The 25,369-nt window shown below is 60.5% G+C and carries 20 protein-coding genes and 1 tRNA gene; 14 read left to right on the forward strand and 7 right to left on the reverse strand.

Annotated features, from left to right (window positions below):
• Nucleotides 1-346: 346 nt before the first annotated feature.
• From ACP7BS_RS28440 to ACP7BS_RS28455, 4 genes are all read right to left on the reverse strand, one after another.
• Complete coding sequence (locus ACP7BS_RS28440; RefSeq protein WP_426240779.1) at nucleotides 347-1,564, reverse strand: SfnB family sulfur acquisition oxidoreductase; 1,218 nt, start codon at nucleotides 1,562-1,564, stop codon at nucleotides 347-349.
• A gap of 112 nt (nucleotides 1,565-1,676) precedes the next feature.
• On the reverse strand, nucleotides 1,677-3,131 hold the full coding sequence (locus ACP7BS_RS28445) for an FAD/NAD(P)-binding protein (protein WP_426240780.1): 1,455 nt from the start codon (nucleotides 3,129-3,131) through the stop codon (nucleotides 1,677-1,679).
• 106 nt (nucleotides 3,132-3,237) lie between these two features.
• Nucleotides 3,238-3,450 carry a hypothetical protein gene (locus ACP7BS_RS28450; protein ID WP_426233187.1) on the reverse strand — a complete coding sequence of 71 codons (213 nt, stop codon included), beginning with the start codon at nucleotides 3,448-3,450 and terminating at the stop codon, nucleotides 3,238-3,240.
• A gap of 137 nt (nucleotides 3,451-3,587) precedes the next feature.
• Nucleotides 3,588-3,725, reverse strand: a complete 138-nt coding sequence (locus ACP7BS_RS28455; RefSeq protein WP_426233189.1) for a hypothetical protein — start codon at nucleotides 3,723-3,725, stop codon at nucleotides 3,588-3,590.
• Nucleotides 3,726-3,922: 197 nt separating this feature from the next.
• Here ACP7BS_RS28455 and ACP7BS_RS28460 point away from each other — a divergent pair, with 197 nt between their 5' ends.
• From ACP7BS_RS28460 to ACP7BS_RS28505, 10 genes are all read left to right on the forward strand, one after another.
• Nucleotides 3,923-5,650 carry a cation:proton antiporter gene (locus ACP7BS_RS28460; RefSeq protein ID WP_426240781.1) on the forward strand — a complete coding sequence of 576 codons (1,728 nt, stop codon included), beginning with the start codon at nucleotides 3,923-3,925 and terminating at the stop codon, nucleotides 5,648-5,650.
• Nucleotides 5,651-5,830: 180 nt separating this feature from the next.
• The gene (locus tag ACP7BS_RS28465; protein WP_426240782.1) at nucleotides 5,831-7,114 is read left to right on the forward strand and encodes a cystathionine gamma-synthase family protein; all 1,284 of its coding nucleotides are present in this window, start codon (nucleotides 5,831-5,833) and stop codon (nucleotides 7,112-7,114) included.
• A gap of 341 nt (nucleotides 7,115-7,455) precedes the next feature.
• Complete coding sequence (locus ACP7BS_RS28470; protein ID WP_426240783.1) at nucleotides 7,456-7,620, forward strand: hypothetical protein; 165 nt, start codon at nucleotides 7,456-7,458, stop codon at nucleotides 7,618-7,620.
• A gap of 418 nt (nucleotides 7,621-8,038) precedes the next feature.
• Nucleotides 8,039-9,649 (forward strand): arylsulfatase, encoded by a 1,611-nt coding sequence (locus ACP7BS_RS28475; RefSeq protein WP_426240784.1) that lies wholly within the window; start codon nucleotides 8,039-8,041, stop codon nucleotides 9,647-9,649.
• Between the two features lie 66 nt (nucleotides 9,650-9,715).
• On the forward strand, nucleotides 9,716-10,690 hold the full coding sequence (locus tag ACP7BS_RS28480) for an AAA family ATPase (protein ID WP_426240785.1): 975 nt from the start codon (nucleotides 9,716-9,718) through the stop codon (nucleotides 10,688-10,690).
• A 9-nt stretch (nucleotides 10,691-10,699) separates the two neighbouring features.
• Nucleotides 10,700-11,650: a DUF58 domain-containing protein gene (locus ACP7BS_RS28485; protein ID WP_426240786.1), complete on the forward strand. Its 951-nt coding sequence runs from the start codon at nucleotides 10,700-10,702 to the stop codon at nucleotides 11,648-11,650.
• A 92-nt stretch (nucleotides 11,651-11,742) separates the two neighbouring features.
• Complete coding sequence (locus tag ACP7BS_RS28490; protein ID WP_426240787.1) at nucleotides 11,743-12,177, forward strand: DUF4381 domain-containing protein; 435 nt, start codon at nucleotides 11,743-11,745, stop codon at nucleotides 12,175-12,177.
• On the forward strand, nucleotides 12,164-13,153 hold the full coding sequence (locus tag ACP7BS_RS28495) for a vWA domain-containing protein (protein ID WP_426240788.1): 990 nt from the start codon (nucleotides 12,164-12,166) through the stop codon (nucleotides 13,151-13,153). Before ACP7BS_RS28490 ends, ACP7BS_RS28495 begins: the two co-directional genes overlap by 14 nt.
• Nucleotides 13,150-14,706, forward strand: coding sequence for a VWA domain-containing protein (locus tag ACP7BS_RS28500; protein ID WP_426240789.1), 1,557 nt, complete (start codon nucleotides 13,150-13,152; stop codon nucleotides 14,704-14,706). Before ACP7BS_RS28495 ends, ACP7BS_RS28500 begins: the two co-directional genes overlap by 4 nt.
• On the forward strand, nucleotides 14,703-16,061 hold the full coding sequence (locus tag ACP7BS_RS28505; protein ID WP_426240790.1) for a BatD family protein: 1,359 nt from the start codon (nucleotides 14,703-14,705) through the stop codon (nucleotides 16,059-16,061). The genes ACP7BS_RS28500 and ACP7BS_RS28505 overlap by 4 nt, the downstream gene beginning before the upstream one ends.
• Nucleotides 16,062-16,115: 54 nt before the next feature.
• Here the strand turns inward: ACP7BS_RS28505 and ACP7BS_RS28510 are convergent, their stop codons facing one another.
• Together ACP7BS_RS28510 and ACP7BS_RS28515 are read right to left on the reverse strand one after the other, a co-directional pair.
• On the reverse strand, nucleotides 16,116-17,078 hold the full coding sequence (locus tag ACP7BS_RS28510; protein ID WP_426240791.1) for a SphA family protein: 963 nt from the start codon (nucleotides 17,076-17,078) through the stop codon (nucleotides 16,116-16,118).
• Nucleotides 17,079-17,344: 266 nt separating this feature from the next.
• Nucleotides 17,345-17,421: transfer RNA gene (locus ACP7BS_RS28515), tRNA-Arg, on the reverse strand.
• A gap of 218 nt (nucleotides 17,422-17,639) precedes the next feature.
• On the opposite strand from ACP7BS_RS28515, the gene ACP7BS_RS28520 reads away from it, so the two are divergent.
• The 4 genes from ACP7BS_RS28520 (at nucleotide 17,640) to metH (ending at nucleotide 24,165) form a co-directional block, all read left to right on the forward strand.
• Complete coding sequence (locus ACP7BS_RS28520; protein WP_426233210.1) at nucleotides 17,640-18,536, forward strand: ROK family protein; 897 nt, start codon at nucleotides 17,640-17,642, stop codon at nucleotides 18,534-18,536.
• A gap of 19 nt (nucleotides 18,537-18,555) precedes the next feature.
• A complete protein-coding gene (locus ACP7BS_RS28525; RefSeq protein ID WP_426240792.1) occupies nucleotides 18,556-19,050 on the forward strand; it encodes a heme-degrading domain-containing protein in 495 nt (164 codons plus the stop codon).
• Between the two features lie 14 nt (nucleotides 19,051-19,064).
• Nucleotides 19,065-20,228: an AGE family epimerase/isomerase gene (locus tag ACP7BS_RS28530; protein ID WP_426240793.1), complete on the forward strand. Its 1,164-nt coding sequence runs from the start codon at nucleotides 19,065-19,067 to the stop codon at nucleotides 20,226-20,228.
• A gap of 163 nt (nucleotides 20,229-20,391) precedes the next feature.
• Nucleotides 20,392-24,165 (forward strand): methionine synthase, encoded by a 3,774-nt coding sequence (gene metH / locus ACP7BS_RS28535; protein ID WP_426240794.1) that lies wholly within the window; start codon nucleotides 20,392-20,394, stop codon nucleotides 24,163-24,165.
• Nucleotides 24,166-24,245: 80 nt separating this feature from the next.
• Here the strand turns inward: metH and ACP7BS_RS28540 are convergent, their stop codons facing one another.
• Nucleotides 24,246-25,271, reverse strand: coding sequence for an alpha/beta hydrolase (locus tag ACP7BS_RS28540; RefSeq protein ID WP_426233217.1), 1,026 nt, complete (start codon nucleotides 25,269-25,271; stop codon nucleotides 24,246-24,248).
• Nucleotides 25,272-25,369 lie beyond the last annotated feature (98 nt).

Consider the following 25,369-nt stretch of genomic DNA (forward strand, 5'->3'; position numbering starts at 1 on the left):
TCCCACGGGCTTGGTGTCCCAAAGGTGCGACGGTCTTCCATCCGCCACCGCAACTGGCATTACAGCGCCAAATGCGGAAGAAGGGAAGTTACAAAGGTGGCCCGCAGGGCCGGATGAGGGGCCGAAGGCCACCTTTGTCAGGCTCCGGCTTCGCTGGAGCCCCCCTCATCGCCTCGCATGCGCTCGGCACTTCTCCCCGCTGGGGAGAAGAGGGAGAACGCTGAAAGCCTTTCACTCCTATGCAATAGTCGTGCGGATGCAGGCCCCCGTTTAAGTCTTCGAGGGGAAGAGTCTTTGCCAGCATTCTGAGGCGGCAGGATGCCGCCGCCGCAATCGTCTCCAGCGCTCACAAGGCCCCGTTCTTCGGCGGCACCACGCCGTTCAGGTGATAATTGCCGACGACATGGGCCTTCCAGCGCACCGGGTCGTGCAATGTGTGGGTGCGGGCATTGCGCCAGTGGCGATCGAGATTGAGGCCGATGCGGGTGGCCGAGGTGCCTGCGAGTTCGAACAGGGTCGTGGAGGCGGTCAGCGCCACTTCGGTGGTCAGCACCTTTGCGGCGGCAACAGAAAGAGTGGCATCGACGACATTGGCCTCCGTCGCGTCCATCTGGGCGACATCGACCTTGCGGCCGGCCCGTTCAAGCAGGGCGGTGGCCGCTTCTATCTTAATGGCGATCTCGCCGACCCTGGCGATGGTCAGCGGGTCGTCTGCAGCGCGTTCGACGCCGGCATCTTTCCACGGGCGGCTCTGGGTGCGAACGAAATCCAGGGTTTCGGCAAAGGCTGCACGCGCAATGCCAAGATCGACACCGGCATGGATGATCTGGCCGACCGAACCGATCGTGGTCGGCCGCTCAAAACCCTTGTGATGGAAGACGATGGCATCGGCATTGACATAGACATTGTTGAGGATCGTGGTGCCGCTACCGGTGGTGCGCTGGCCAAAACCATCCCAGTCGTCGATGATCTCGATACCCTCGGTGCCCTTGGCGACGAAGGACATGGTTAGCCGATCCTCGGGATCGAGGGCGAAAACGGTAATCCAGTCGGCAAAGAGCACGCCGGTCGAATAGAATTTCTGGCCGTTGACACGGTAGCCCGGTCCTTCCGGCGTGATGCGGGTGTTGTAGTCAGCCACCGTCTTGGTGCCGCGTTCGGAAAGCGCATTGCCGAAACGGTCGCCCGCCAATGCGCGGCCGAAGAAGTAGCGCTTCTGTTCTTCGCTGCCGTCCACCCGCAATGCTTCGAGAATGTAAAAATGGTTCTGCGGGATCTGGCCGATCGACGCATCCGCTTCAGACAGGATGGCGGTCACTTCCGCCAGTATCGCATTGGAGACATCAAGCCCGCCATATTCGGCAGGAACGGTGATCGCCAGAAGCCCGGACCTGGCGATCTCGTCGAGTTCGTCATAGGGCAGGGTGCGATTGGCGTCGCGATCGGACGCGCGGGTGGCGAAATCGCCGGCCAGTGCCCGGGCGGTCTCGATGGCTTCGAAATCGCTGCGGAGGCGACCGGCCGTTTGTTTGACGCTTGGCTGATACTGCAAGATGGTTTCCATCGCACGCTCCGTTTTTTGCACGGCCCATGGGTGGAAGAAGTCAGGTGGAAAGATAAGATTATAATTTCTATAGATCGAGTGGACTAAGAAAAGTCTTTCCTTAAAGCCGATTTCACGCCTTTTTTGGCGTTTGCGCCTGCAAGCATTCAGCGATCCTTGACGCTACGAACACGGCATGGTCGGTCACCTGCGGCAGGCCCATCAACTCGCCGAACGTGCCGCGCGCCAGCGGCCCGGCAATCAGCAAGGATGGTGTTACGCCCGTCACGGGGCCGACGGCTTCCGAGTTGCGGGTGCAGGATAGGCCAAGGCCGGTGGGGTCTAGCTCAAGGTAACCGTTTCGCGACAGCTCGGCGAGGAAAGGCTGGCTGGCAAGAATGCCGCCATGGCCGGGACCAGTGGTAACGACCACCGCGTCGTAGGTTTTCTCGATGATTGCGGGAGATCGCCGCAGACGCAGCATGCAGTGGATCGCGTCCGCCTCGATACGGCTTGGCGCAACGGATCCGGCGAGGATTTCAAGGCGTTCTTCGGCGATCGCCGTGTCGAGCGCGGCTTCCACCTGCGGCGCGACGCGGAACCGGTGGACGTCCCAGAAGGGCCGCAAATGCCGGACGATGCGCTGCCGTTCCACCAGCGGCAAAACCTGCCACAGCGCTTGTCCCTGCGCGCGCACCTGATCGATGACGCCGTGCCAGGTCCCGCCGTCCAGTGCCGCTTGCCGGATGGCCGTGCGGATATTTTTCAGCAGTGCCCGCGCGGTTAAGGCCGGCGCGGTCAGGAAGTCGCCGGTGGGGTCCTGCGCCACCGGTGCATGGCCGCGGGAGCGCAGTCCGCGGCGTGAGATCGCGGTAATCGGCCCCTTATGGTCGTTCAGCGCCAGCGCAGCGATCACATCGGCCGAGGTCAGGCCGTTGCCGACGACAAGCACGCGGTCCGTTGGACGGATGGCCGCAAGTGCGCCTGCTCGCGTTGGGTCGGGCACGAACCTGGGATGGTCCTTCAGCACGGCTTGAAGCTGGCCCGGCGCCACCGGCGGCGGGTGGCTGGTGGCGATGACCACGATATCAGCCTTGGTCCGCGTGCCGTCTTCGCCAATGACCAGCCAGTGTGCCCCATCGCGCAGCACATGCGCGACGGCACTGCGGCGATGCTGTACAGCGCCGCTGGTAACAAGCGGCTGCAGCATGGCGTTGACATAGTCGCCGAACACGCTGCGGCGGGGAAACAGCGCGCCGTCGGGCCGCAGCGCATCGTCATCGCCGGCCGTTGCCGAATGCGCGGCGATCCAGCCAAGGAAATGATCCGGTTCGTCGGTCAAAAGGCTCATGCGCGCGGCCGGTACGTTGATGCGGTGAGCGGGCTCAGTCGTGTCGTAGGCGAGGCCCTTGCCAAGGCAAGCGCGCGGCTCGAACACGATGATTTGCGGAGCCGGGGTCTGCTTTGACAGCGCAAGATGAAAAGCAGTCGCCGCGCCCGACACGCCGCCGCCGATAATGGCGACAACCGGCACTTCGCCTGAGATGGCGCCGGATACTGTCATCGGGTTGACGATCAACTGGTTCATGACACCTCACCGTCGGGCCGTTTGATAGTCTATAGTTTTTATCAATATTATTCGACGGTCAAGTCTTTAACGTGGCGACGGGCTGCGAAGGTGGCAATCGCCGGGGTCAAGACTTTTCATCGAGCGCCTGGAGAACGCGCGTCAGCAACTCTTCCTCGTCACGGACGCCGTGGCGATACAGCGTCAGCACAAGCGCTGCGACCGGATCATTGGCATCGCTGTCGGGGGCTATGCTGCGGGCCGCTCTTGCTTTGTCGAAGACGCGCTGGCACAGCTGCACGTGATTGGGGAGCATCGGCTCGTTGCGCCATTTCGTCATACTTCGTCTCCTGTTGCCGGCTGAAACGGACCTGCCAAGGCCGGAATCCAACAAGGCTTACACCGGTCAGAGTTGCGGTGTGTTCCTTGAGCGATACGAGTGACGATTGATTGTGGCGGTTTTTTATCCCAGCCGGATCAAGCTGGTGCTGCTGGTGTGGCCGGGTCCATCATCGGCACGGAAGCATTCAGATCGTTATCGGCATATTTGATGACGAGAATGCTTAGAATCGACCCGACGATCACGAAGACGACAGCGCGCATGGTCATTTGCATTTACTTAATCCTATTTAATCCTGCATGAAACGTGCGGATCGATGGCTTGTTCCAAAGGCTCCGGCTGCAGACATCCCGGTGGTACCACCAAGACGATAAGGCGCCCTTACCTCTATATGGTATTGGTCCAACACTTGCTGGCAGCCCACGATACAAATACATCAGATTGAAGGAATGAAAGCAGCCGGGAGTAGTGCGTGCATCAGGATATGGCATTGGTGGCAACCGTCGCAATCAGCTTCGTACTGGCTGCGGGCTGCGGTTATTTTGCAGATCGGCTGCGCCTGCCGCCGCTGGTCGGATATCTGGTTGCCGGCATTCTGATGGGCCCTTTTACGCCCGGGTTCACAGCCGATACCGCGCTGGCCACCCAGCTTGCAGAAATTGGCGTCATCCTGTTGATGTTCGGCGTCGGCCTGCATTTCTCCGCTGCGGATCTCATCGCCGTGCGCGGGGTGGCCATCCCCGGCGCCATTGGCCAAATCATCCTGGCAACGCTTTTGGGGATCGGACTTTGCACGCTTTGGGGCTGGAACCTTGGCGCCGGGCTGGTCTTCGGGCTGAGCATTTCCGTTGCCAGCACCGTCGTTCTGCTCAAGGCGCTGGAGGAGCGAAATCTGGTCAACTCGCCGAATGGCCGGGTGGCCATCGGCTGGCTGATCGTCGAGGACCTGGCGATGGTCCTGGTGCTCGTTCTGCTGCCGATCGTCGCAGAGGTTCTGGGCGCTCAGGGGTCCGGGGGGCATGGGGCGGGCGCCGCGACCCCCGTTGCGCTGACGATCGTGCTGACTCTGGTCAAGCTCGGCGCCTTCGCGGTCCTTGCCATCGTTCTGGGGCCAAGGATCGTCCCATGGCTTTTGACGCTGGTCGCGCGCACCGGATCGCGTGAACTGTTCACGCTCACCGTTCTCGCTATTGCGCTCGGCATCGCCTTCGGCTCGGCCATGCTCTTCGGCGTTTCATTTGCCCTCGGCGCATTTTTTGCCGGTGTCGTCATGAGCGAATCGAATCTCAGCCACCGGGCGGCGGCGGATTCTCTGCCTTTGCAGAACGCCTTTTCGGTGCTGTTTTTCGTGTCGGTCGGCATGTTGTTCAATCCGCAGATCCTCATCGAGCAGCCGTTGGCGGTTCTTGCCATCCTGGCGCTGATCACCGTTGGAAAATCGTTGATTGCCGCCGGTTTCGTGCTGATGCTGCGCTATCCGATGTCGATGGCGCTGACGGTGGCGGCGAGCCTTGCCCAGATCGGCGAATTTTCCTTCATCGTTGCCGGCCTTGGCGTCTCGCTGGGGCTGATGTCTCAGGAGGGGTATGACCTCATCCTGGCCGGCGCCATACTCTCGATTACCCTCAACCCGCTGATTTTCTGGGCTGCGGCAAAGTTGAAGGCGGCGCTCAGCGGTGGCGCGCCCAGGTACGGCGAGCGGAAAATTAAAATACTCAGTCGCGAACTCGACGTCATCAAGGCGCGGAACGATGAAAAGGAAAGCCAGCAGCAGCTGAAGCAGCAGCAGCTGGTCCATACCTTTCCGCTGTTTTCCGAAGTCAACGACCATGCGCTCGAGGAGCTTCTCCTGCTGTTCCGCCCGGCCTCGGCTTCGCCAAGCGACAAGGTCATCCGGGTTGGCGAGCGTGGCGATGCGATGTTTTTCATCGCGTCGGGTGCCGCCGAGGTCCGCTTGCCGGGCAACGCCATCCTGCTGGAGGCCGGCGCATTTTTCGGCGAGATGGCGCTGCTTAGCGGCGGATTGCGCACCGCAGACGTGATCGCGGTGGATTTTTGCCAGTTCCTGAAACTCGACCGGCGCGATTTCAACATTTTCATGGCCCGCCATCCGCGCCTGCGCGCCGCCGTCAGCGACATGGCCCGCGAGCGCAAGAAGATGAACGTGCCCGGCACGACCAAGAGCGGTTCGGTGGATTGACCGTTATGGGCGGGCCCGAAGTTGACGTGAGCTTCAATTCGCCATGGCGCCAACTGCGAGATTTTGCCTGTCTTCGTCGATGTCCCGCAATTTTTGGATGAAAAAACCCGCAGATTGGCAAGAAGCGGTGGCAAAAATTGATGTAGACTGCAGTATTCGCATCAAATCCCGGAGACTGTCATGACCGCTCCACATCCTTCAAAGACCCATATCGGCAATCATAAACTGCATCCCGAAACGCTGATGCTGAACTATGGCTATGACCCGGAACTCTCCGAAGGAGCAGTCAAGCCGCCGGTGTTTTTGACTTCCACATTCGTCTTCAAGTCGGCCGAGGAAGGACGCGATTTCTTTGACTTCGTTTCCGGCCGTCGCGAACCGCCGGCAGGCACCGGGGCGGGGCTGGTCTATTCCCGCTTCAATCACCCCAACAGCGAAATCGTCGAGGATCGCCTTGCCGTCTACGAGCGTACGGAAAGCTGCGCGCTGTTTTCCTCCGGCATGTCGGCGATTGCGACGACGCTGCTGGCCTTCGTCCGGCCGGGCGACGCCATTCTTCATTCGCAGCCGCTATACGGCGGCACCGAAACGCTTTTGGCAAAGACGTTCCTTAACATGGGCGTTGCTGCCGTCGGGTTTGCCGATGGCGTCAACGAGGCGTCGGTGCAGGCAGCGGCTGAACAGGCGATGGCGAAAGGCCGCGTCTCGATGATCCTGATCGAAACGCCGGCCAACCCCACCAACAGCCTCGTCGATGTCGCGATGATCCGCAGGATTGCCGACGCTATCGGCAAGAAACAGGGGCATACGCCGATCGTCGCTTGCGACAATACCCTGCTTGGCCCGGTCTTCCAGCGGCCGATCGAGCATGGCGCTGACATCTCGCTCTATTCACTGACCAAGTATGTCGGCGGTCATTCGGACCTGATCGCCGGTGCTGCTCTCGGTGCAAAATCGGTGATGAAACAGGTCAAGGCGCTGCGCGGCGCCATCGGCACGCAGCTTGATCCGCATTCCTGCTGGATGCTCGGACGTTCACTGGAGACATTGTCGATCCGCATGGAAAAAGCCAACAACAATGCGCTCGAAATCGCCAATTTCCTGCGCGATCATCCGAAGGTCGAGGGCATTCACTACCTACCCTATCACGACCCGCAATCGCCGCTCGGCAAGACATTTGCCGCGCAGTGCACTGGCGCGGGATCGACTTTTTCGTTCGATATTCGCGGCGGCCAGCCGGCCTCATTCAAGTTTTTGAATGCGCTGCAGATCTTCAAACTCGCCGTCAGCCTCGGCGGCACGGAATCGCTTGCCAGTCATCCGGCCACGATGACCCATTCCGGCGTGCCGCTGGAGGTGCGTCAACGGATCGGTGTGCTGGAATCGACCATCCGGCTGTCGATCGGCATCGAGCATCCCGATGATCTGATCGCAGATCTGACGATGGCGCTGGATGCGGCTTGATATTCTCAGCGATGTTTTTCTTATTTTTCGCTTTGTCTTGAAACGGTTACATTCCTTCGCCATATTGCGCTCATGGAATTCGTTTCCAGCGGTTGACCACGGATGTACTGGCAATCGCTGTCGAGACGGGTCGGAGAGGTCGGGTTTTCACCCGGCCTTTTTCTTTGTCCGGACCCTTACGGATTTCCGGCGGCACGTTTTCCTTTGAAATTGCGTTTACGCTACCGTTTGTTATCTCGCCTTTCGCAGTGACGACCCTACTTGTCATTGAAGATGATTTAGACGAACATTTGCCATGGCCATCCGGCCTTCCGGCCAATTCCCTTCGACAGGAGAAAACCATGCCCCTTAAGTCTTTGATGGCCGTTGCTGTACTGGCACTTCTAGCGCTTTCGGGATGCGCAAGTACCGGCGCGAACAACACGACCTACTCGCAATACCAGGGTTACAGCCCGGTGCCGGACTTCGGCGCCGCTGATCCGGGCGGCGTACGCATCGGTTATTAATGTTCTTCGAACGAACAATCTTGCAGGGGGAGAATGTTCCCCCTGCAAATCGCCCCTGCCAGCTGGCAACGCTGCCATCGCAAGCCGATCGCCCCGCGTCTATCTTCCAAGCTGTTTCATCGTGATACCGGCGCGGCTCACGTTATTGGTTGTCCCGATGGCCGACCACCGTAAACTCGCCTGTTTCGTAACCCCGATATCGGCTTGATCCGCTGCGGCGTTGACCGGTCATAGTTAGGGCCAAGACCTTTTTACGCCGGATCGTTGCGATTGTTACCGTAACGTACTTCCTCCGGCGCATTTTCCCATCAGAGTTGCGGGGTCGAAACAGCGACCTGCCGGGGCAGCTCCGACTGTCCCGCGAAGAGGAGATCCGCAATGTCCGGAGACTTTCAACACGCCGAGATGGGAGACCATCATGACCAGTAAACTTTCGCGCAAATTGCTGAGCGCCACCGCCGCAGCCGCCATGTCCCTGATGGCCGTTCCCTTTGCCACCGCGCAAGCCCAGGATGCCACGGCGGCAAAGCCTAATATTCTGGTCATCTTCGGCGACGACGTCGGCCAGACCAATATCTCGGCCTACTCATTTGGCGTCGTCGGCTACAAGACGCCGAATATCGACCGCATCGCCAAGGAAGGTCTGATGTTCACGGATTACTATGCCGAGAACAGTTGCACCGCCGGGCGGTCGACATTCATCACTGGGCAAGCCTGCCTTCGGACCGGCCTCTGCAAGGTGGGAGCGCCCGGCGCACCCGTCGGATTGCAGGATGGCGATATCACTATCGCCCAAGCGCTGAAACCGCTCGGCTACGCAACCGGGCAATTCGGAAAGAACCACCTTGGCGACAAAGACGAATACCTGCCGACCAAGCACGGGTTCGACGAGTTCTTCGGCAACCTCTACCACCTGAATGCCGAAGAAGAGCCCGAGGCGGCTTACTGGCCGAAGGACGACCAGGAATTCCTGAAATCCTACTCCCCGCGCGGCGTTGTCAAGGCGTCCGCCGATGGCAAGGTGGAGGACACCGGGCCTCTTACGAAGAAGCGCATGGAGACGATCGACGACGAAACGACCGCAGCCGCGATCGACTTCATTGACCGTCAGGCCAAGGCCAAGAAGCCATTCTTCACCTGGATGAACACGACGCGAATGCACGCATTCACGCATGTCCGCGAGTCGATGCGCGGCCAGAGCGGCATGCAGGGCAATGAATATGCTGATGGCATGGTCGAACATGACGGTGATGTCGGCAAACTCCTCAAGAAGCTTGATGAACTTGGCATCGCCGACAACACGATCGTCGTCTACACCACGGACAATGGCCCGAACCAGTGGTCTTGGCCAGATTCTGCCACCACGCCCTTCCGCTCGGAAAAGAACACCAACTGGGAAGGCGCGTTCCGTGTCCCCGCCATGGTCCGCTGGCCGGGACACGTAAAGCCCGGAGAGGTGTCGAACGAGATGTTCGCGGGTCTTGACTGGTTTCCGACCCTACTTGCCGCAGCCGGCGATCCCGACGTGAAAGGCCGCCTGCTGAGTGGCTGGAAGCCGGAAGGCAGTGCGACGAGTTTCAAGAACCATCTCGACGGCTATAATCAGCTCGATTACATCACGGGCAAGTCCGACAAGAGCGCTCGCAACCAGTTCTACTATTTTGATGACGATGGTGACCTCGTCGCGACGCGCTACGATGATTGGAAGGTCGTGTTCAAGGAGCAGAGAACTCCGGGAGGCTTCGAAGTCTGGCAGGAGCCATTCGTAACCCTTCGCATACCGAAGCTCTACAACCTGCGCATGGACCCCTACGAACGCGCCGATGTGGTCTCGGACCAGTACAACGACTTCCTCGTCAGGAACGATTACCTGCTGGTGAAGGGTCAGTTGCAGGGCGCCGCCTTCCTCGAAACGTTCGTCAAGTACCCGCCTAGCCAGCGCGTCGCCAGCTTCAACATCGAGGGCGTCCGTGCACAGGTCGACAAGGCGATCGACCAGTCCTTCAAGGACCGAGGCATCGAGAAGTAGCCTTCAAATCAGAGATGCGCCGGGCGACCGGCGCGTCTCGCCAACCGGATTTTCATAGGGTTCCGCATGACCGCTCGTGATGACATCCTCGCCCTCGGTACCCGCATCGGCCAATCCATCATCGGCCAGGAAGAGATGGTCGAGCGCCTGCTCCTCGGTCTGCTCGCCAACGGCCACCTTTTGGTGGAAGGCCTTCCAGGGCTTGCAAAAACACGGGCCATTAAAAGCCTTGCGAAGAACCTGAATTCCGAACTTTCCCGCGTCCAGTTCACGCCGGACCTCTTGCCGGCGGACATCACCGGATCAGAAATCTATTTCAGCGAGGGCGGCAAGGGCGAGTTCAAGTTCCAGCAGGGACCGATCTTCGCCAACCTGATCCTCGCCGACGAAATCAACCGCGCACCCGCCAAGGTGCAGTCGGCTTTGCTGGAAGCCATGGAGGAACGGCAGGTCACCGTCGGCGGCAAGAGCTATCCGCTGCCCGAGTTGTTCATGGTCATGGCGACGCAGAATCCAATCGAGCAGGAAGGCACCTATCCGCTGCCGGAAGCCCAGCTCGACCGTTTCCTGATGCACATCGAAGTCGGCTATCCCGACGAGGCTTCAGAGGCCGCCATCATGCGGCTGGTGCGTGGCGAAGAGAATGCCACGGAACATTCGAAATCTGCCGCTCCTGACCGCCTCGATCCCAAGGCGGTGTTCGATGCCCGCAAGGAAATTGGCACCGTGACGGTGTCCGATCCTGTCGAGAAGTACATGGTCGCGCTTGTCTTTGCCACGCGCTATCCGGAGCGTTATGACAAGGACCTCGCAAAATTGCTGCAGGTCGGCGTCAGTCCGCGCGGCGTGATCGGCCTCGACAAGGTCTCGCGCTCCTATGCCTGGCTGAAGGGCCGCGACTATGTTACTCCGGATGACGTCAAGGCCATCGTCCACGATGTTTTCCGGCACCGGCTCATCCTCTCCTACGAAGCGCATGCCTCCAACACCACGCCGGACACGGTGATCGATAAAATCGTCGAACTCGTGGCGGTTTCGTGAGGAGATGAGATGCCTGCGAGCCAAGCGCCATATGGCATCCACGTCACGACCGAACAACTCGTAGCGCTCGAAGCGCGCGCACGCGACCTGAGTTTCGTTCAAAAATCCCGCAGCCACCAGCAGCTTGCGGGCCGGATGCAGTCCTCGATGCGTGGCCGTGGACTGACGTTCGAGGAGTTGCGCGACTACCTGCCTGGCGATGACATCCGCTCCATCGACTGGCGTGTGACGGCACGCACGAACAAGCCCGTCGTGCGCGTCTACAGTGAGGAAAAGGAACGCCCCGCCCTCGTTGTCGTCGACCAGCGGATCAACATGTTCTTCGGCAGCCGCCGCGCGATGAAATCGGTAACGGCGGCTGAAGCGGCCATGCTTTGCGCGTGGCGCATTCTTGGCTCGGGTGACCGGGTGGGAGGCTTCGTCTTCAACGATACCGACATCGATGAGGTTCGTCCGCACCGCAGCCGCGAGGCGGTGATCACGCTTGCCGGCAAGATCGCTGCGCAAAACGGCAGCCTCGATGCCGGATTTTCGGAGCCGCCATCTCCTGCCTCGCTCGATATGACACTTCAGCGGGTCGCCAGCATCGCCCATCATGACCACCTCGTCATCGTCATTACCGACTTCGACGGTCACAGCGCCGCGACGCGGGATATTCTGCTCAGGCTTTCCGGCCGCAACGACGTCATCTGCATTCTCGTCTACGACCCCTTCCTCCTTGATCTCCCAACCTCCGGCGACATCGTCGTCAGCGGCGGTGGCCTGCAGGCGGAACTGCCGTTGCGCCGCGCCGATGTCAGGCAGGCCATCGACACGTTCGCGCGCGACCGGGGTCGCGAACTTCGGGACTGGCAGCGGGAACTGGGTCTGCCGATGCTTCCGGTTTCGGCGGCGGAAGAAACCGCGCCGCAGCTCAGAAGGCTTCTCGAACAGGCCGCTTGGCGGCAACGGAGGCGCTGATGGAACCGGACACGGTGCCCCCACTTGATCCTCTGACGAAAGTTGCACTTGAATCGCTCAAAGATATAGCTCTCCCAGAGCCCGTATCGTGGATGCCGCAGACATGGGGTTGGGGACTAGTCGCGGTGTTCCTTTTGGTTGTGGGTGTGCTTCTCGCCCTTCGGGCACTCCGGCGCTACCGGGCTAACGCCTATCGCCGGCAGGCGCTTGTCGAACTGAACGGCATCGAACCGCGCGTCCTCGACCCGCAGACCCGCCATGACGCGATGGGTGATCTGGCGGAAATGCTGAAGCGCGTCGCTCTGGTGGCGTGGAAACGCGAAGAGGTGGCGACCCTTTCGGGAGCGGCATGGATCGATTTCCTGAAACGGCATTGCGAGGCGGGCGACATCAGCGCTTTGCAGCCACTTCTCGACGGCGATGAATATCGTAATGGCAGCGGCTTGCGCGGCATTCCCGACGCGCTCTGCAAGACTGTGGTTTCCTCGGCAAGGCTCTGGATCAGGCGGCATCATGTATCAGCTTGATCTTCCATGGCTGCTTGTCCTCATCCCGGTGCCGCTGCTGGTCTGGTGGCTTCTGCCCGCCCGCCGCGAAACCTCGGCGTCGGTCAGACTTCCGTTCTTCCGGCAGGTCACTGAGGCTGCGGGGGTCGATCCGTCCGAAGGATCGGTGGTCGCCCGCCGGAGCTGGACGCAATGTCTCTGCGAAACACTGGTCTGGTGCCTGATGGTCGTCGCCATCGCCCGCCCGCAATTCGTCGAACCGCCGATCGAGAAAGTCGAACCGCAGCGCGATTTGCTGCTTGCGCTGGATCTGTCGCAGTCCATGGACACCAAGGATTTCCGTTCGCCGGATGGCAGCACAGAGGCGCGCGTGGATGCGGTCCGCAAAGTGGTTGCCGATTTCGTGAGGAAGCGTCCAGGCGACCGGATCGGGCTGATAGCCTTCGGCGACGCGCCCTATCCACTCGTGCCCTTCACGATGGATCACAACACCGTCCAGGCGGTGATCGCCGATACGCTTCCTGGAATTGCCGGCCCGCGCACAGCGCTCGGAGATGCCATCGGGCTTGCCATCAAGATGTTCGAAAAGACCACGGTGCCTGAAAAGGTATTGATCGTTCTGACCGATGGGAACGACACGGCGAGCCGCATGCCTCCGGCCAAGGCCGCCGATGTTGCCAAACAGAAAAAGGTCGTCATCCACACGGTCGGGATCGGCGATCCGAAGGCATCCGGCGAAGACAAGCTCGATACCTCGACGCTGCAGAAAATCGCGGCTGAAACCGGCGGGCGCTATTTCTTCGGACAGGACCAGACGCAGCTTGCAACCATCTATGACACGCTCGACAAGATCACGCCGCAGGACCAGAAGAACCTTTCCTGGCGGCCGCGCATCGAGCTGTTCCACTGGCCGCTCGGTCTGGCGATTGCGATCCTTGCCGCATACTACCTTTCGAGCGGCCTGATGGGGCTCTTCAGAAGGGGAGCTGCTGTATGATCGAGGATCTTCATCTCCTCAGACCCTGGTGGCTTCTGGCACTCGCCGTGCCCGCGATCATCGTCTGGATGTCGGCACGCTCCGCCGATACAAGCCGCCAGTGGAAGGGAATGATCGAGCCGCATCTTCTCGATAGCCTGATTATCGACCGTTCTCCTGGATCCCGTATGCGTCCGTCATGGCTTCTGGCCGCCGTTCTGACAGGGGCGATCCTGGCGGTATCCGGGCCGGCATGGGAGCGGGAGTTGCCGCCTTTCGTGGAAGATACGGCTCCCCTCGTCATCGCCGTCGATCTCTCGCCGACAATGGATGCCATCGACGTCAGCCCGTCGCGGCTGGAGCGCGCCAAGCTGAAGATCAGAGACATCGTCGCCGGACGCTCCGGCGCGCGCACGGCGGTCATTGCCTATGCCGGGTCGGCGCATCTGGTTTTGCCGCTCACTGAAGATGTGTCGCTGATCGAGACTTACACGGATGCGCTGGCGACGCGGATCATGCCTGTCGATGGCAAGGATACCGCCAAGGCTCTCGCGCTTGCCGAGGCCACTCTTGCTTCGGAGGATGTACCCGGCACCATCCTGTTTCTGACCGACGGGATCGAGCAGAAGGCATTCGATGCCCTCAAGCTCAAGTCCAGGCAGGGGATCGTCGTGCTCGGCATCGGCACGGCTGAAGGCGGGCCGGTAAAAGGCTCGGACGGCAGTTTTCTGACGGATGCGGCAGGGGCCAGGGTTGCCGCGAAGCTCGACGTCGAAGGATTGAAAAACCTCCACGCGCTCGCTGGCGCGGATGTCGCTACATTTACGGACGATGATACGGACGTCCGCTGGGTATCACAACGCATCCGCACCAACTTCGCAAAGAAGCGGGCGGCTGAGGGCGATCGCTGGCGGGATGCAGGATGGTGGTTGATCGGCCCTTTGCTGCTGCTCTTCGCTCTCACTTTTCGCAAGGGGTGGATCGTCCGGGTTGGCGTGGTCCTCCTCTGCGCCCACGTGCTGCTGCCTTCCAATGTCCAGGCAGCCGGCTTTGTGGACATGTGGCTGACACCGGACCAGCAGGGGCGGATGGCCTTTGAAAAAGGCGATTTCGACGGTGCAGCGGCGCATTTCGCCGACCCGATGTGGAAGGGAACATCTCTCTATCGCGCGGGCAAGTATGCCGAGGCGCTGGATGCCCTTGCCGCCACAGACAGCGCCGAGAGCTGGTATGATCAGGGGAACGCCCTTTTGCATCTCGGCAAGCTCGATGAGGCGGTCTCTGCATACAAGAATGCGCTGAAGAAAAGGCCGGAATGGTCCGATGCCGTTGCAAACCTCGCCATTGCGGAACAGCTTGTGAAGCAGAAGAAGGATGAGGAGGAAGAGCAGCAAGACGCACCGAGCCTGCCGCCCGACAGCATCCAGTTCGACGACAAGGGCAAAAAGGGCAAGGCGGCCACCATCAGCATCGCCGAGCAGACGTCAGAGCTCTGGATGAAGAATATCATCGTCAGTCCCGCCGATCTCATGGCGCGCAAGTTCGCCATCGAAGCGGAGGGTAAGAAGCCATGATGATGCTCCGCGCCGTCATCGCAGTCTGGCTGGCACTCGGCTCGATCGCCTATGCCGCCGAGCCGTTCACCCGCGCCGCCGTCGAAGACAAAGGCAGGATCGTGCCCGGCCAGCAGGTTCAGATCACGGTCGAAATATTCGTGCCGGATTTCTTCACATCGCCACCGCAGTTTCCGCTGTTCGATTTGCCGGACGCGATCGTGACCCTGTCCGGTGAACGCGCGCAGAACATGGTCGAGACGATCGATGGCGTGCAATATTCCGGGATACGGCGAACCTATGCGGTGGTTCCTGAAGCCGCAGGTACGTTCACGCTTCCGCCTGCGGTGATCACGCTCGGGTATTCCCAGGACGGCAAACCAGTGTCTGGGCAGGCTGTTCTGCAACAGGTGAGCTTTACCGTCGCCGGCACGCCTGACGGTGCAACGCCAACCCTGATCTTTGCGGCAAGGGACCTGACGATCAGCCAGTCCTTCGATCGCGATCCATCGGCGTTGACGGTTGGTGACGCCGTGGTTCGAACGATCACCCTGTTTGCCGAAGACACGCAGGCAATGATGATCCCCGCCATCCAGGTCCTTGCCACCAAGGGCTTCAAACAGTATTCGAAATCTCCGCAGATCGCTGACGGCGTGGCCGGCGAAGGCAGGACGACGGGAAGCACCCGGACGGACACCATCACCTACATCGCCGAGGCTGCAGGTGCTTTCGAGATTCCCGCCGTGTCGTATCCCTGGTTCGACATCGATACGCAGGCGAATGAAGTCGCGACGCTTCCGGCTACGCCCGTGAAAGTCGCGCCGTCCGTTCCGGCGGCCACAGAGCTGGCACCCCGGTTGGCGCAGGATCATCAAGGTACGCAAACCTGGCTGTCGAAAAGGGTTGTGCTGCTGGTCGCGGCGGCCATCGTTGGTTTGCTGGCTGCGGGTTACGCCATGTTCCGCTTGCTGCCGAGGATAGGAAGGAAGGTGCTCGCGTTGCGAGATGTGCGACGGAGTTCCGAGCCGCGAAAATTTAAGCTGCTGATCGGCTCTATCCAGTCCGACAACCCCGTCGCGATCTACCGTCACCTTGACGACTGGGTCCGTTCCGCAGGATACGGATCTATAGCGGTCTGGGTATCGGCAGCCGCAGATGAAGGCGTCTCCAGGCAGACCGGCAAACTTGAGAGTGAGCTCTTCGGCGCAGAGCGCGACCATCCCGCCTTTGACCGGGCAGCCTTGACGCAGGCTGTCCTGACGTGGCGGAAGAAGGCTCAAAAACCGGAGCGGACCTTCCCCGCTTCCCCGCTGCCCGAACTCAACCCACACAGCGGGCTTCGTACCGTCACCAGGACCGCAGGGCGCGCCGGCTGACACCTGATTGCCGGGTAGCGTCTTTTTACGCGCTGTTTCGAATCATCGCTGAACTCATTCCGGGGTGCTTTTTTTCGGACTGTTCAAAGGCATAGCGATAGTCAGGAACACGGAGTCGCCTTCCGCGCGGTTCTTGACGCCAAATTCGTGGAAATACTTGATGCGGGCGGAAATGGGGTGATCGGCGACGTCGAAATTCCAACCGATCGTTGCGCCCAGCGCATTTGCCGTGCCCTTAAAAGGACCTGTCGCACCGTCACCGCTGTCACCCGTGGTCTGGTGATAGGCGTAGCCGACCAGGCCCATATCCCATTTCTGCCCGAAATGTTTCAGGGCGGCCCACTCGAAATGCAGTTCATTGCCTGACCGGTAGTCCGTCGCAGGATTTTCTGCGTTGAATGTCATGCCAAGCGCGCCGGACAGTTCGAAACCGCTGGCCGGGTCAAGCCAGGTCAGCGCAGCATTGACGTCTGCGCCCCAGTGATGAAAGGCAAGATTAGAAATCTCACCGTCCTGGTAATCGCCGATCGGCACGTTGACGATCGTTCCCACCTGCCAGTGCAGGTTGCCGGCATCCCAGCCAAGGCTGGCACTGACCAGCGGGTCTCCAACGGTAAATACCGTGTCCGTGATCTCACCACTCGCCGTGCCGCCGAGCGGGCCTGCGATCGTCACATCCGCGTTCGTCTTCATCCAGCCGTATGGTACGGTCACTCCCAAGCCAAGACGGCCATTCAGAACTTCTTCCTCCGGCACCCAGAGCAGGGTCGGCGCGGAAAGCACGGCTTGTCCCTCGACACCGACCGCAAGCTTGCCGCCCGTTGGCAACTGCTTGCCGCCCCCAAGGCTGCCGTCATACAGCCAGATGTCGTTCTGGAAATACAGGCCTGGTGGAGGTGCGATGCCGGCTGCGGGGCCTTTTGAACCGAGCAGATAGAATCCTGCGCCGCGTTCCGCCGCCATGCCGGACGTTGCGGATAGAAGCACGGCAACGGCCGCCAGCGTTCTGATGGTCATTGGTCTATCCATGGCAGCATCTCCTCATTTCAACGCGATCGGAATCGACAAACACAATCTATCGGCAACTATACTGTCACGAGGCTTGCCTGCTGCGAATAAAGACAATGCAAATATTCAGCGGGGCAGCGATGGCAGGCTGAAAGATGTGTCTATTTTGCCGCATACTCGAGCTTGAAATTGCAGGGAGAGGTCTTGCCTGCCGGACGGAAGAACCGCGCTCCGCCGGTACGTATTTCCTATAGATATCGTGGCATCAAGATAGGTGGTGATCCCAACTGGATTCGAACCAGTGGCCTCAAGATTAGGAATCTTGCGCTCTATCCTGCTGAGCTATGGGACCAGCCTGAAGAACCCTTACAAAAGGTGGGCGTGGAAGCCAAGTGTTTCCGGTGTGGTTTTGGCGGTTTTCTGCGAACAGGCCTTTCTGATGTGCGTGACGCAGGCCGGGGCTGGCGCGGGACGGTTTTCCGATGTTAAGCAGGGAGCGGCGAAACGGGGAGGAGACCCGGCCGTGACGGCGCCGCCTTTGACAACGACACCCACAGAGTTTGATCCGGCATGTTCATTGGAATTGATTGGGGCGGCACGAAAATGGAAGTCATCGCGCTCGATCGCGATGGCGCAACGCGGGCGAGGCATCGCATCGCCACGCCGACCAGCGGTTACGACGCCTGCATCCGCGCCGTTCAGGAACTGGTCGCTGCCGCCGAGCAGACGGCCGGCGAAGCGGGCACGATCGGCATCGGCATTCCCGGCAGTCCCAATCCGCGCACAGGGATCGTGCGCAATTCGAATGCCGTGCTTTTGAATGGCCAGCCGCTTGGACGCGATCTCGGCGCAGCGCTCGGCCGCGAGGTCCGGCTTGCCAATGACGCCAATTGCCTGGCGATCTCGGAAGCCGTCGATGGCGCCGGCAAGGACGCGCATACGGTGTTCGGCGTGATCGTCGGGACCGGTCACGGCGGCGGGCTGGCGATCGGCAAGCATGTGCATGCCGGCTATCAGGGCATTGCCGCCGAAATCGGCCATTATCCGCTGCCCTGGATGACCGAGGACGAGTATCCCGGCCACACATGCTGGTGCGGCAAACACGGCTGTCTCGATATGTACGCCTGCGGCACGGGCGTGGAGCTGGATTACCGTCTGACCACGGGGGTTGACCGGCGCGGCCGCGATATCATCGCCGACAAGCGCAACGGCGAACCGGTGGCGACCGCCGTCTATGACCGCTTTGTCGACCGACTCGCCCGCAGCCTGGCGCTTTTGACCAATATCGTCGATCCGGATGTCTTCGTACTCGGCGGCGGCATGTCAAATGTCGATGAAATCTATGATGAATTGCCCGACCTGATCGTCAAATACATCTTTGGCGACAGTTTCGAAACGCCGATCCGCAAGGCGGTGCATGGCGACAGTTCCGGCGTGCGCGGTGCCGCATGGCTCTGGAAAGACTAAAAACAAATGGGAGAGCAGAATGAGTATCGATGCGGATCTGGAGCGGATTGCCCTTCAGGAAAAGGAACTGCAGTTCGACAGTTTCAGCCTGGAAACAGGCTGGGCGCTGGGATCGCTGCTGCGCAAAATGGCGGTGGAGCAAAAGCTCGGCGTCGTCATCGACGTGACGCTGTTTTCCATGCCCGTCTTTTACGCCGCGCTGGAGGGCTCGACGCCGGACAATCCAAGCTGGGTGCGCCGCAAGCGCAATTGCGTTTTCCGCTTCCTGAAGAGCAGCTATGCCGTCGGCCTTGCGCTTGCCAAGCAAGGCACCGATATCACCACCAAGTTCGGCCTGCCGGACACCGAGTTCGCGCCGCACGGCGGCAGCTTCCCGATTGTCGTCAAGGGCACCGGCTGTATCGGTGCGGTTACCGTTTCGGGCTTGCCGCAGCGCGACGATCACATCATGGTCATCGAAGCGCTTGCCCAGCTTCTCGGCAAGGATAGTGCCGGGCTGAGGCTTGGCGAATGACACTGAACGGATAGATGACAATGGATATTGCCGGTTTTTCCGCGAAACTCAACGAATGGCTTGCCGAAAAGGCTTTGCCGCTCTGGCGGGACAAGGGTTTTGATGGAGCCGGCGGCGGCTTTGTCGAGACGATCGACATGGCGGCGCAGCCAACCCGGGCCAACCGTCGTTCGCGCGTCCAGCCACGCCAGGTCTATTGCTTTGCGGAAGCCGGGCGACGTGGTTGGCCGGGCGACTGGCAGACGCCTGCTACCGAGGGTCTCGCCTATTTCGATCGGGTCTATCTGCAGCCAAGCGGTTTTTACGGCGCACTTGCCGATGCCGACGGCACTCTTATCGATGCGTCCTTCGATCTCTACAATCAGGCCTTCGCGCTCTTGTCGTTTGCGTATCTGGCGCAGGTGTTTCCGGGGCGCAGCGAGGAGATGATCGACCGCAGCAATGCGTTGCGCGACGGACTGGAAGCCCACTGCAAACATCCGTTGGCGGGCTTTGAGGAAGACAATCCTCCCCGCCTGCCGCTCGGATCGAACCCGCATATGCACCTGTTCGAGGCGTGCCTTGCCAGCGAGACGGTGGAGGGTTTCGACACTGTTGCCTGGACCAATCTGGCCGACGAGATCGCCTTCCTCTGCACGGAACATTTCATCGACCGGGAAACCGGCGCGCTGCGGGAGTTCTTCGATCATGACTGGGCACCGATGCCGGGCAACCAGGGCCGCATCGTCGAGCCTGGCCACCAGTTCGAATGGGCTTGGCTGTTGTTGCGCTGGGGCGAGCGGCGCGGTAATGCCGACGCACTGGTCAAAGCCCGGCGGCTGTTCGAAATCGGCGAGCAATATGGCATTGCCCAGCCGCGCGATGTCGCCGTCATGACGCTCCTCGACGATTTTTCCGTTGCCGATCCGATTGCCCGGCTATGGCCGCAGACGGAATGGCTGAAGTCGGCAATCCGTTTTGCAGCGCTGACGCAGGGCGAGGAGCGCGAACGTTACCTGCGGTCGGCCGTTCGCGCCGCAACTGCGTTGCAGTGCTTTCTCGAAACGCCGGTCGAAGGCCTTTGGCGGGATAAGCAGAAGGCTGACGGTTCCTTCGTCGATGAACCGGCGCCGGCCAGCAGCCTCTATCATATCCTTTGCGCCATCTATGAATTGGACGATTGCCTGAAGCGGCTCTAAACCAAGATATCTAATCGCTTTTTCAAACGGCCCGCCTTCCAACAGGGGCGGGCCGCTTTGTTTCCAGGGTGATCAAATAAGCAACTCATATATTGACATAAAGATATCTTTATGTGATCTCTGATTTGCAGTTTATTGTCGTTTTCAGAACGGGAGATTTCCCATGTCCGCCATTGATGCACTTTTCGGTGCCGTTTTACCCAAGCCGGATGGATCCGAAGTGATGGCCGCGCTGAAAGCTGCGGCCCGCGAACGCATCCTGATCATGGATGGGGCGATGGGTACGGAAATCCAGCAACTCGGCCTTGGCGAAGACCATTTTCGCGGTGACCGCTTCGGTGCCTGCGAATGTCATCTGCAGGGCAACAATGACCTTCTGACGTTGACCCAGCCGGGCGCGATCGAGGAAATCCACTATAACTACGCCATCGCCGGCGCTGACATCCTCGAGACCAACTCGTTTTCCTCAACATCCATTGCCCAGGCCGATTACGGCATGGAGGCGATGGTCTATGAACTCAACCGCGATGGCGCGCGTCTTGCGCGGCGTGCCGGATTGCGCGCCCAGCAGGTCGACGGCAAGCGCCGTTTCGTTGCAGGCGCCTTGGGTCCGACCAACCGCACGGCTTCGATCTCGCCGGACGTCAATAATCCCGGATATCGCGCCGTCTCTTTCGACGATCTGCGCATCGCCTATACCGAGCAGTTGCGCGGCCTCATCGACGGCGGCACCGATATCATTCTGATCGAAACCATCTTCGATACGCTGAACGCCAAGGCGGCGATCTTTGCCACCGAGGAAGTCTTCATAGAGATGGGCATCCGCCTGCCGGTGATGATCTCCGGTACGATCACCGACCTGTCCGGCCGCACGCTGTCGGGCCAGACGCCGACCGCCTTCTGGCATTCGGTGCGCCATGCCGATCCCTTCACCATCGGTCTCAACTGTGCGCTCGGCGCCAACGCCATGCGCGCCCATCTCGCTGAAATTGCCAGCGTTGCCGACACATTCGTCTGCGCCTATCCGAATGCCGGTCTGCCCAACGAGTTCGGCCAGTATGACGAAACCCCGGATGAAATGGCCGCCCAGATCGAAGGCTTTGCCCGCGAAGGCCTGGTCAATATCGTCGGCGGCTGCTGCGGTTCGACGCCGGCGCATATACGGGCGATCGCGCAAGCTGTGGCAAAACATGCCCCGCGCGAAATCCCGGATGTGCCGCGGCTGATGAAGCTGTCCGGCCTGGAGCCATTCACGCTGACCAAGGACATTCCGTTCGTCAATGTCGGCGAACGCACCAATGTCACGGGTTCTGCCAAGTTCCGCAAGCTGATCACCGCCGGTGACTATGCGGCGGCGCTCGATGTCGCCCGCGATCAGGTGGCCAATGGCGCTCAGATCATCGACATCAACATGGACGAGGGCCTGATCGATTCGAAGCAGGCTATGGTCGAGTTCCTCAACCTGATCGCCGCCGAGCCGGACATCGCCCGCGTTCCGGTGATGATCGACAGTTCGAAATGGGAGATCATCGAGGCTGGCCTGAAATGCGTGCAGGGCAAGCCGCTGGTCAATTCGATCTCGATGAAGGAAGGCGAGGAAGCCTTCCTGCATCACGCAAGGCTTTGCCGCGCCTATGGCGCCGCCGTCGTCGTCATGGCGTTCGACGAACAGGGGCAGGCGGATACGCAGGCCCGCAAGGTCGAGATCTGCACCCGCGCCTACAAGCTTTTGACCGAGCAGGCCAATTTTGCGCCGGAAGATATTGTCTTTGACCCGAACGTCTTTGCGGTCGCCACCGGCATCGAGGAACACAACAATTACGGCGTCGATTTCATCGAGGCGACGCGTGAAATCATCGAAACGCTGCCGCATGTGCATATTTCCGGCGGCGTCTCCAACCTGTCCTTCTCGTTCCGCGGCAATGAACCGGTGCGCGAAGCGATGCATGCGGTGTTCCTCTACCATGCCATCCAGGCGGGCATGGACATGGGCATCGTCAATGCCGGTCAGCTGGTGGTCTATGACCAGATCGAGCCAGAGCTGAAGGAAGCCTGCGAGGACGTGGTTCTCAACCGCCGCGCCGACTCGACCGAACGCATGCTGGAACTGGCCGAACGCTTCAAGGGCACCGCCGGCAAGGAGGCCAAGGAACGGGACCTGAAATGGCGCGAATGGGCTGTCGAAAAGCGGCTTGAACACGCGCTGGTCAACGGCATCACTGAGTTCATCGAGGCTGACACCGAGGAAGCCCGGCAGAATGCCCAGCGGCCGCTGCATGTCATCGAAGGTCCGCTGATGGCCGGCATGAATGTCGTCGGCGATCTCTTCGGCGCCGGCAAGATGTTCCTCCCGCAGGTGGTGAAATCCGCCCGCGTGATGAAGCAGGCTGTTGCGATTCTGCTGCCGTATATGGAAGCCGAACGGCTGGCCGGTGGCGGCCTTGGTGAGCGCAAGAGTGCCGGCAAGGTATTGATGGCGACGGTGAAGGGCGATGTGCACGATATCGGCAAGAATATCGTCGGCGTCGTTCTGGCCTGCAACGACTACGAAATCATCGACCTCGGAGTTATGGTGCCCTCGGCCAGGATCCTTGAGGTCGCCCGCGAAAAGAATGTCGATATCATCGGTCTTTCCGGTCTGATCACGCCATCACTGGATGAGATGGCACATGTGGCGGCCGAAATGGAGCGCGAAGGGTTCAATATTCCGCTGTTGATCGGCGGCGCGACGACCAGCCGTGTCCATACTGCGGTCAAGATCCATCCGCGCTACAATCAGGGCCAGGCGATCTACGTCACCGACGCCAGCCGTGCCGTCGGCGTGGTCTCCAGCCTCTTGTCGCCGGAGATGAAGGGCGGCTACATCGACACCGTCCGGGCCGAATACAAGAAGGTCGCGGACGCACATGCCCGCAACGAACTGGAAAAGCAGCGCCTGCCGCTGGCCAAGGCCCGCGCCAATGCCCAAAAAGTCGATTGGGACGCCTACCAGCCGAAAACGCCGTCTTTCCTCGGCACGCGGGTTTTCCAGAACTGGGACCTGGCGGAACTGGCCGAGTATATCGACTGGACCCCGTTTTTCCAAACCTGGGAGATGAAGGGCGTCTATCCGAAAATCCTCAACGACGAGCGCCAGGGCGAAGCCGCGCGCGCGCTGTTCGCCGATGCGCAGGCGATGCTGGGCAAGGTCATAGCCGAAAAATGGTTTGCGCCAAAAGCCGTTGTCGGATTTTGGCCGGCCGGCGTTGCCGGTGACGATATCCGCTTGTTCACCGACGAAAGCCGGTCGACGGAACGGGCCACCTTTTTCACGCTGCGTCAGCAGATGGCCAAGCGCGATGGCCGCCCGAATGTCGCCTTGTCGGATTTCGTCGCCCCGGTTGATAGCGGCAAGCAGGATTATCTCGGCGGCTTCGTCGTCACCGCCGGGATCGAGGAAGTGGCGATTGCCGAGCGCTTCGAGCGGGCCAATGACGATTATTCGTCGATCATGGTCAAAGCCTTGGCCGACCGGTTTGCCGAAGCCTTTGCCGAGCGGCTGCACGAATATGTCCGCAAGGAACTCTGGGGCTACGCAGCCGATGAGACCTTCGCACCGGGCGAACTGGCCGGCGAACCCTATGCCGGTATCCGCCCAGCACCGGGCTATCCGGCGCAGCCGGATCATACCGAAAAGGCAACTTTGTTCGATCTGCTGAAGGCCGAAGAGCAAATCGGTGTGACACTCACGGAAAGCTTTGCCATGTGGCCCGGCTCCTCCGTTTCCGGCATCTATATCGGCCACCCGGACGCCTACTATTTCGGCGTCGCCAAGGTCGAGCGCGACCAGGTCGAGGACTATGCCGAACGCAAGGATATGCCGGTCGGTGAGGTCGAACGTTGGCTGGGGCCGATATTGAACTATGTACCGGTTCCGAGGGCGGAAGCGGCGGAGTAGGGGATTTGGTGGAGTGGCGGTTGTGAAATGTCGGTTTAACCGCGACAGCCGCCGCTCTCCGTTGATGGCGAGGTGCTGCCTCACTGTCCGGTAACGACTCTGCGTGCCAGCCTGAAAGGGCTGGAAACAACGGATGCCGCAGCATCGAACACAAATGCGCCGGTCTCCCCGGACGATGTGCCCTCACGCTTGTCCAGTGAGACGAGTTGCGGACCGATGGCAGCGAGATTGGCGTATCGGTCGTGACCCAGACTGTCGTCCGCCTTCACCGAGGTGATGTCGATCACCTTGATGCGGTACCGGGCGGCAGCCTCCTCGACGATCGGATCGTCAACATCAAGCCGCCCGGCGCGTTGTCTTTCTCCACCGAGAAAGCTGGAAACTCTCAGCGCCTTGTCGTCCTTCGCCACAAACAACGTCAGTGGTGTTTGCAACGGTCCAATCACGGCCAGCTGCTTGCCGAAGACATCTGCATCAATGTCCGGTGCGGCCAGGATGACGACAAGCTTGTCCAGGATATCGTCATGGCCTTGGAGCTTGATCTGCCGCAGGGCCTCCATGATCAGGAAGCATCCCATGCTGTGTCCGAAAAGAATGAGCTTTTTCACCTGGGGCCGCCGCGACATCTCGGTGATGACAGCTACTAGGTCGTCCCGCGAAAACAGCACTGCGTCCTTGTCAGCCACGTAGCCGGTCAATGCAGCTTCTGACGGCCAAGAGAACAGAACCGGCGTCGCGCCGGTCTTTGCATCCGCCGCGATCTGCGCCAGCCGGAACAGGCCCTCCTGGTAGCTGTAATTGTAACCGTGAACGAACAGACCGACCGAACCGTCGGGTGCCGGCGTCCCCGCCAACGCCGCGAACTTTTGTCTGTCGATGGCCGTCCTCTTCGTGACGACGAAGTCGCGTTTCGCGTCTGGTTTGCCCTTTGCCCATTCGATTTTGGACGGTTCATGCGTCGGCGGAATGGAGATCGTATAGTGCTCGAACGCCATCGACTGCGCTCGGCCGCTTGCAAAACCCCGACTGTCGGCTTCTTTCGTTCTATTGGTCGCCGTCAATAGCGCGATTTGCCGTTCGCCGCCTGCAGCGCTTGACGGCTGCAAAACAGCATCCGTCGGGCGCATGGCGCAGGCCGCAAGCTGCGAGATTGCGACACACACAATCGCCGTCTTGCGCAGGCTTGGACATGCAGGCTTGGTTA

This window comes from Pararhizobium sp. DWP1-1-3 (genome assembly GCF_049896125.1).
Classification (GTDB): domain Bacteria; phylum Pseudomonadota; class Alphaproteobacteria; order Rhizobiales; family Rhizobiaceae; genus Pararhizobium.

What these genes read in the sequence shown, in the direction of transcription:
- ACP7BS_RS28490 (WP_426240787.1), top strand. Translation starts at nt 11,743, where the DNA reads ATGCCGCAGACATGGGGTTGGGGACTAGTCGCGGTGTTCCTTTTGGTT.
- ACP7BS_RS28450 (WP_426233187.1), bottom strand. Translation starts at nt 3,450, where the DNA reads ATGACGAAATGGCGCAACGAGCCGATGCTCCCCAATCACGTGCAGCTG.
- ACP7BS_RS28500 (WP_426240789.1), top strand. Translation starts at nt 13,150, where the DNA reads ATGATCGAGGATCTTCATCTCCTCAGACCCTGGTGGCTTCTGGCACTC.
- ACP7BS_RS28445 (WP_426240780.1), bottom strand. Translation starts at nt 3,131, where the DNA reads ATGAACCAGTTGATCGTCAACCCGATGACAGTATCCGGCGCCATCTCA.
- ACP7BS_RS28465 (WP_426240782.1), top strand. Translation starts at nt 5,831, where the DNA reads ATGACCGCTCCACATCCTTCAAAGACCCATATCGGCAATCATAAACTG.
- ACP7BS_RS28480 (WP_426240785.1), top strand. Translation starts at nt 9,716, where the DNA reads ATGACCGCTCGTGATGACATCCTCGCCCTCGGTACCCGCATCGGCCAA.
- ACP7BS_RS28485 (WP_426240786.1), top strand. Translation starts at nt 10,700, where the DNA reads ATGCCTGCGAGCCAAGCGCCATATGGCATCCACGTCACGACCGAACAA.
- ACP7BS_RS28455 (WP_426233189.1), bottom strand. Translation starts at nt 3,725, where the DNA reads ATGCAAATGACCATGCGCGCTGTCGTCTTCGTGATCGTCGGGTCGATT.
- ACP7BS_RS28520 (WP_426233210.1), top strand. Translation starts at nt 17,640, where the DNA reads ATGTTCATTGGAATTGATTGGGGCGGCACGAAAATGGAAGTCATCGCG.
- ACP7BS_RS28505 (WP_426240790.1), top strand. Translation starts at nt 14,703, where the DNA reads ATGATGATGCTCCGCGCCGTCATCGCAGTCTGGCTGGCACTCGGCTCG.
- ACP7BS_RS28525 (WP_426240792.1), top strand. Translation starts at nt 18,556, where the DNA reads ATGAGTATCGATGCGGATCTGGAGCGGATTGCCCTTCAGGAAAAGGAA.
- ACP7BS_RS28470 (WP_426240783.1), top strand. Translation starts at nt 7,456, where the DNA reads ATGCCCCTTAAGTCTTTGATGGCCGTTGCTGTACTGGCACTTCTAGCG.
- ACP7BS_RS28495 (WP_426240788.1), top strand. Translation starts at nt 12,164, where the DNA reads ATGTATCAGCTTGATCTTCCATGGCTGCTTGTCCTCATCCCGGTGCCG.
- metH (WP_426240794.1), top strand. Translation starts at nt 20,392, where the DNA reads ATGTCCGCCATTGATGCACTTTTCGGTGCCGTTTTACCCAAGCCGGAT.
- ACP7BS_RS28530 (WP_426240793.1), top strand. Translation starts at nt 19,065, where the DNA reads ATGACAATGGATATTGCCGGTTTTTCCGCGAAACTCAACGAATGGCTT.
- ACP7BS_RS28475 (WP_426240784.1), top strand. Translation starts at nt 8,039, where the DNA reads ATGACCAGTAAACTTTCGCGCAAATTGCTGAGCGCCACCGCCGCAGCC.
- ACP7BS_RS28510 (WP_426240791.1), bottom strand. Translation starts at nt 17,078, where the DNA reads ATGACCATCAGAACGCTGGCGGCCGTTGCCGTGCTTCTATCCGCAACG.
- ACP7BS_RS28440 (WP_426240779.1), bottom strand. Translation starts at nt 1,564, where the DNA reads ATGGAAACCATCTTGCAGTATCAGCCAAGCGTCAAACAAACGGCCGGT.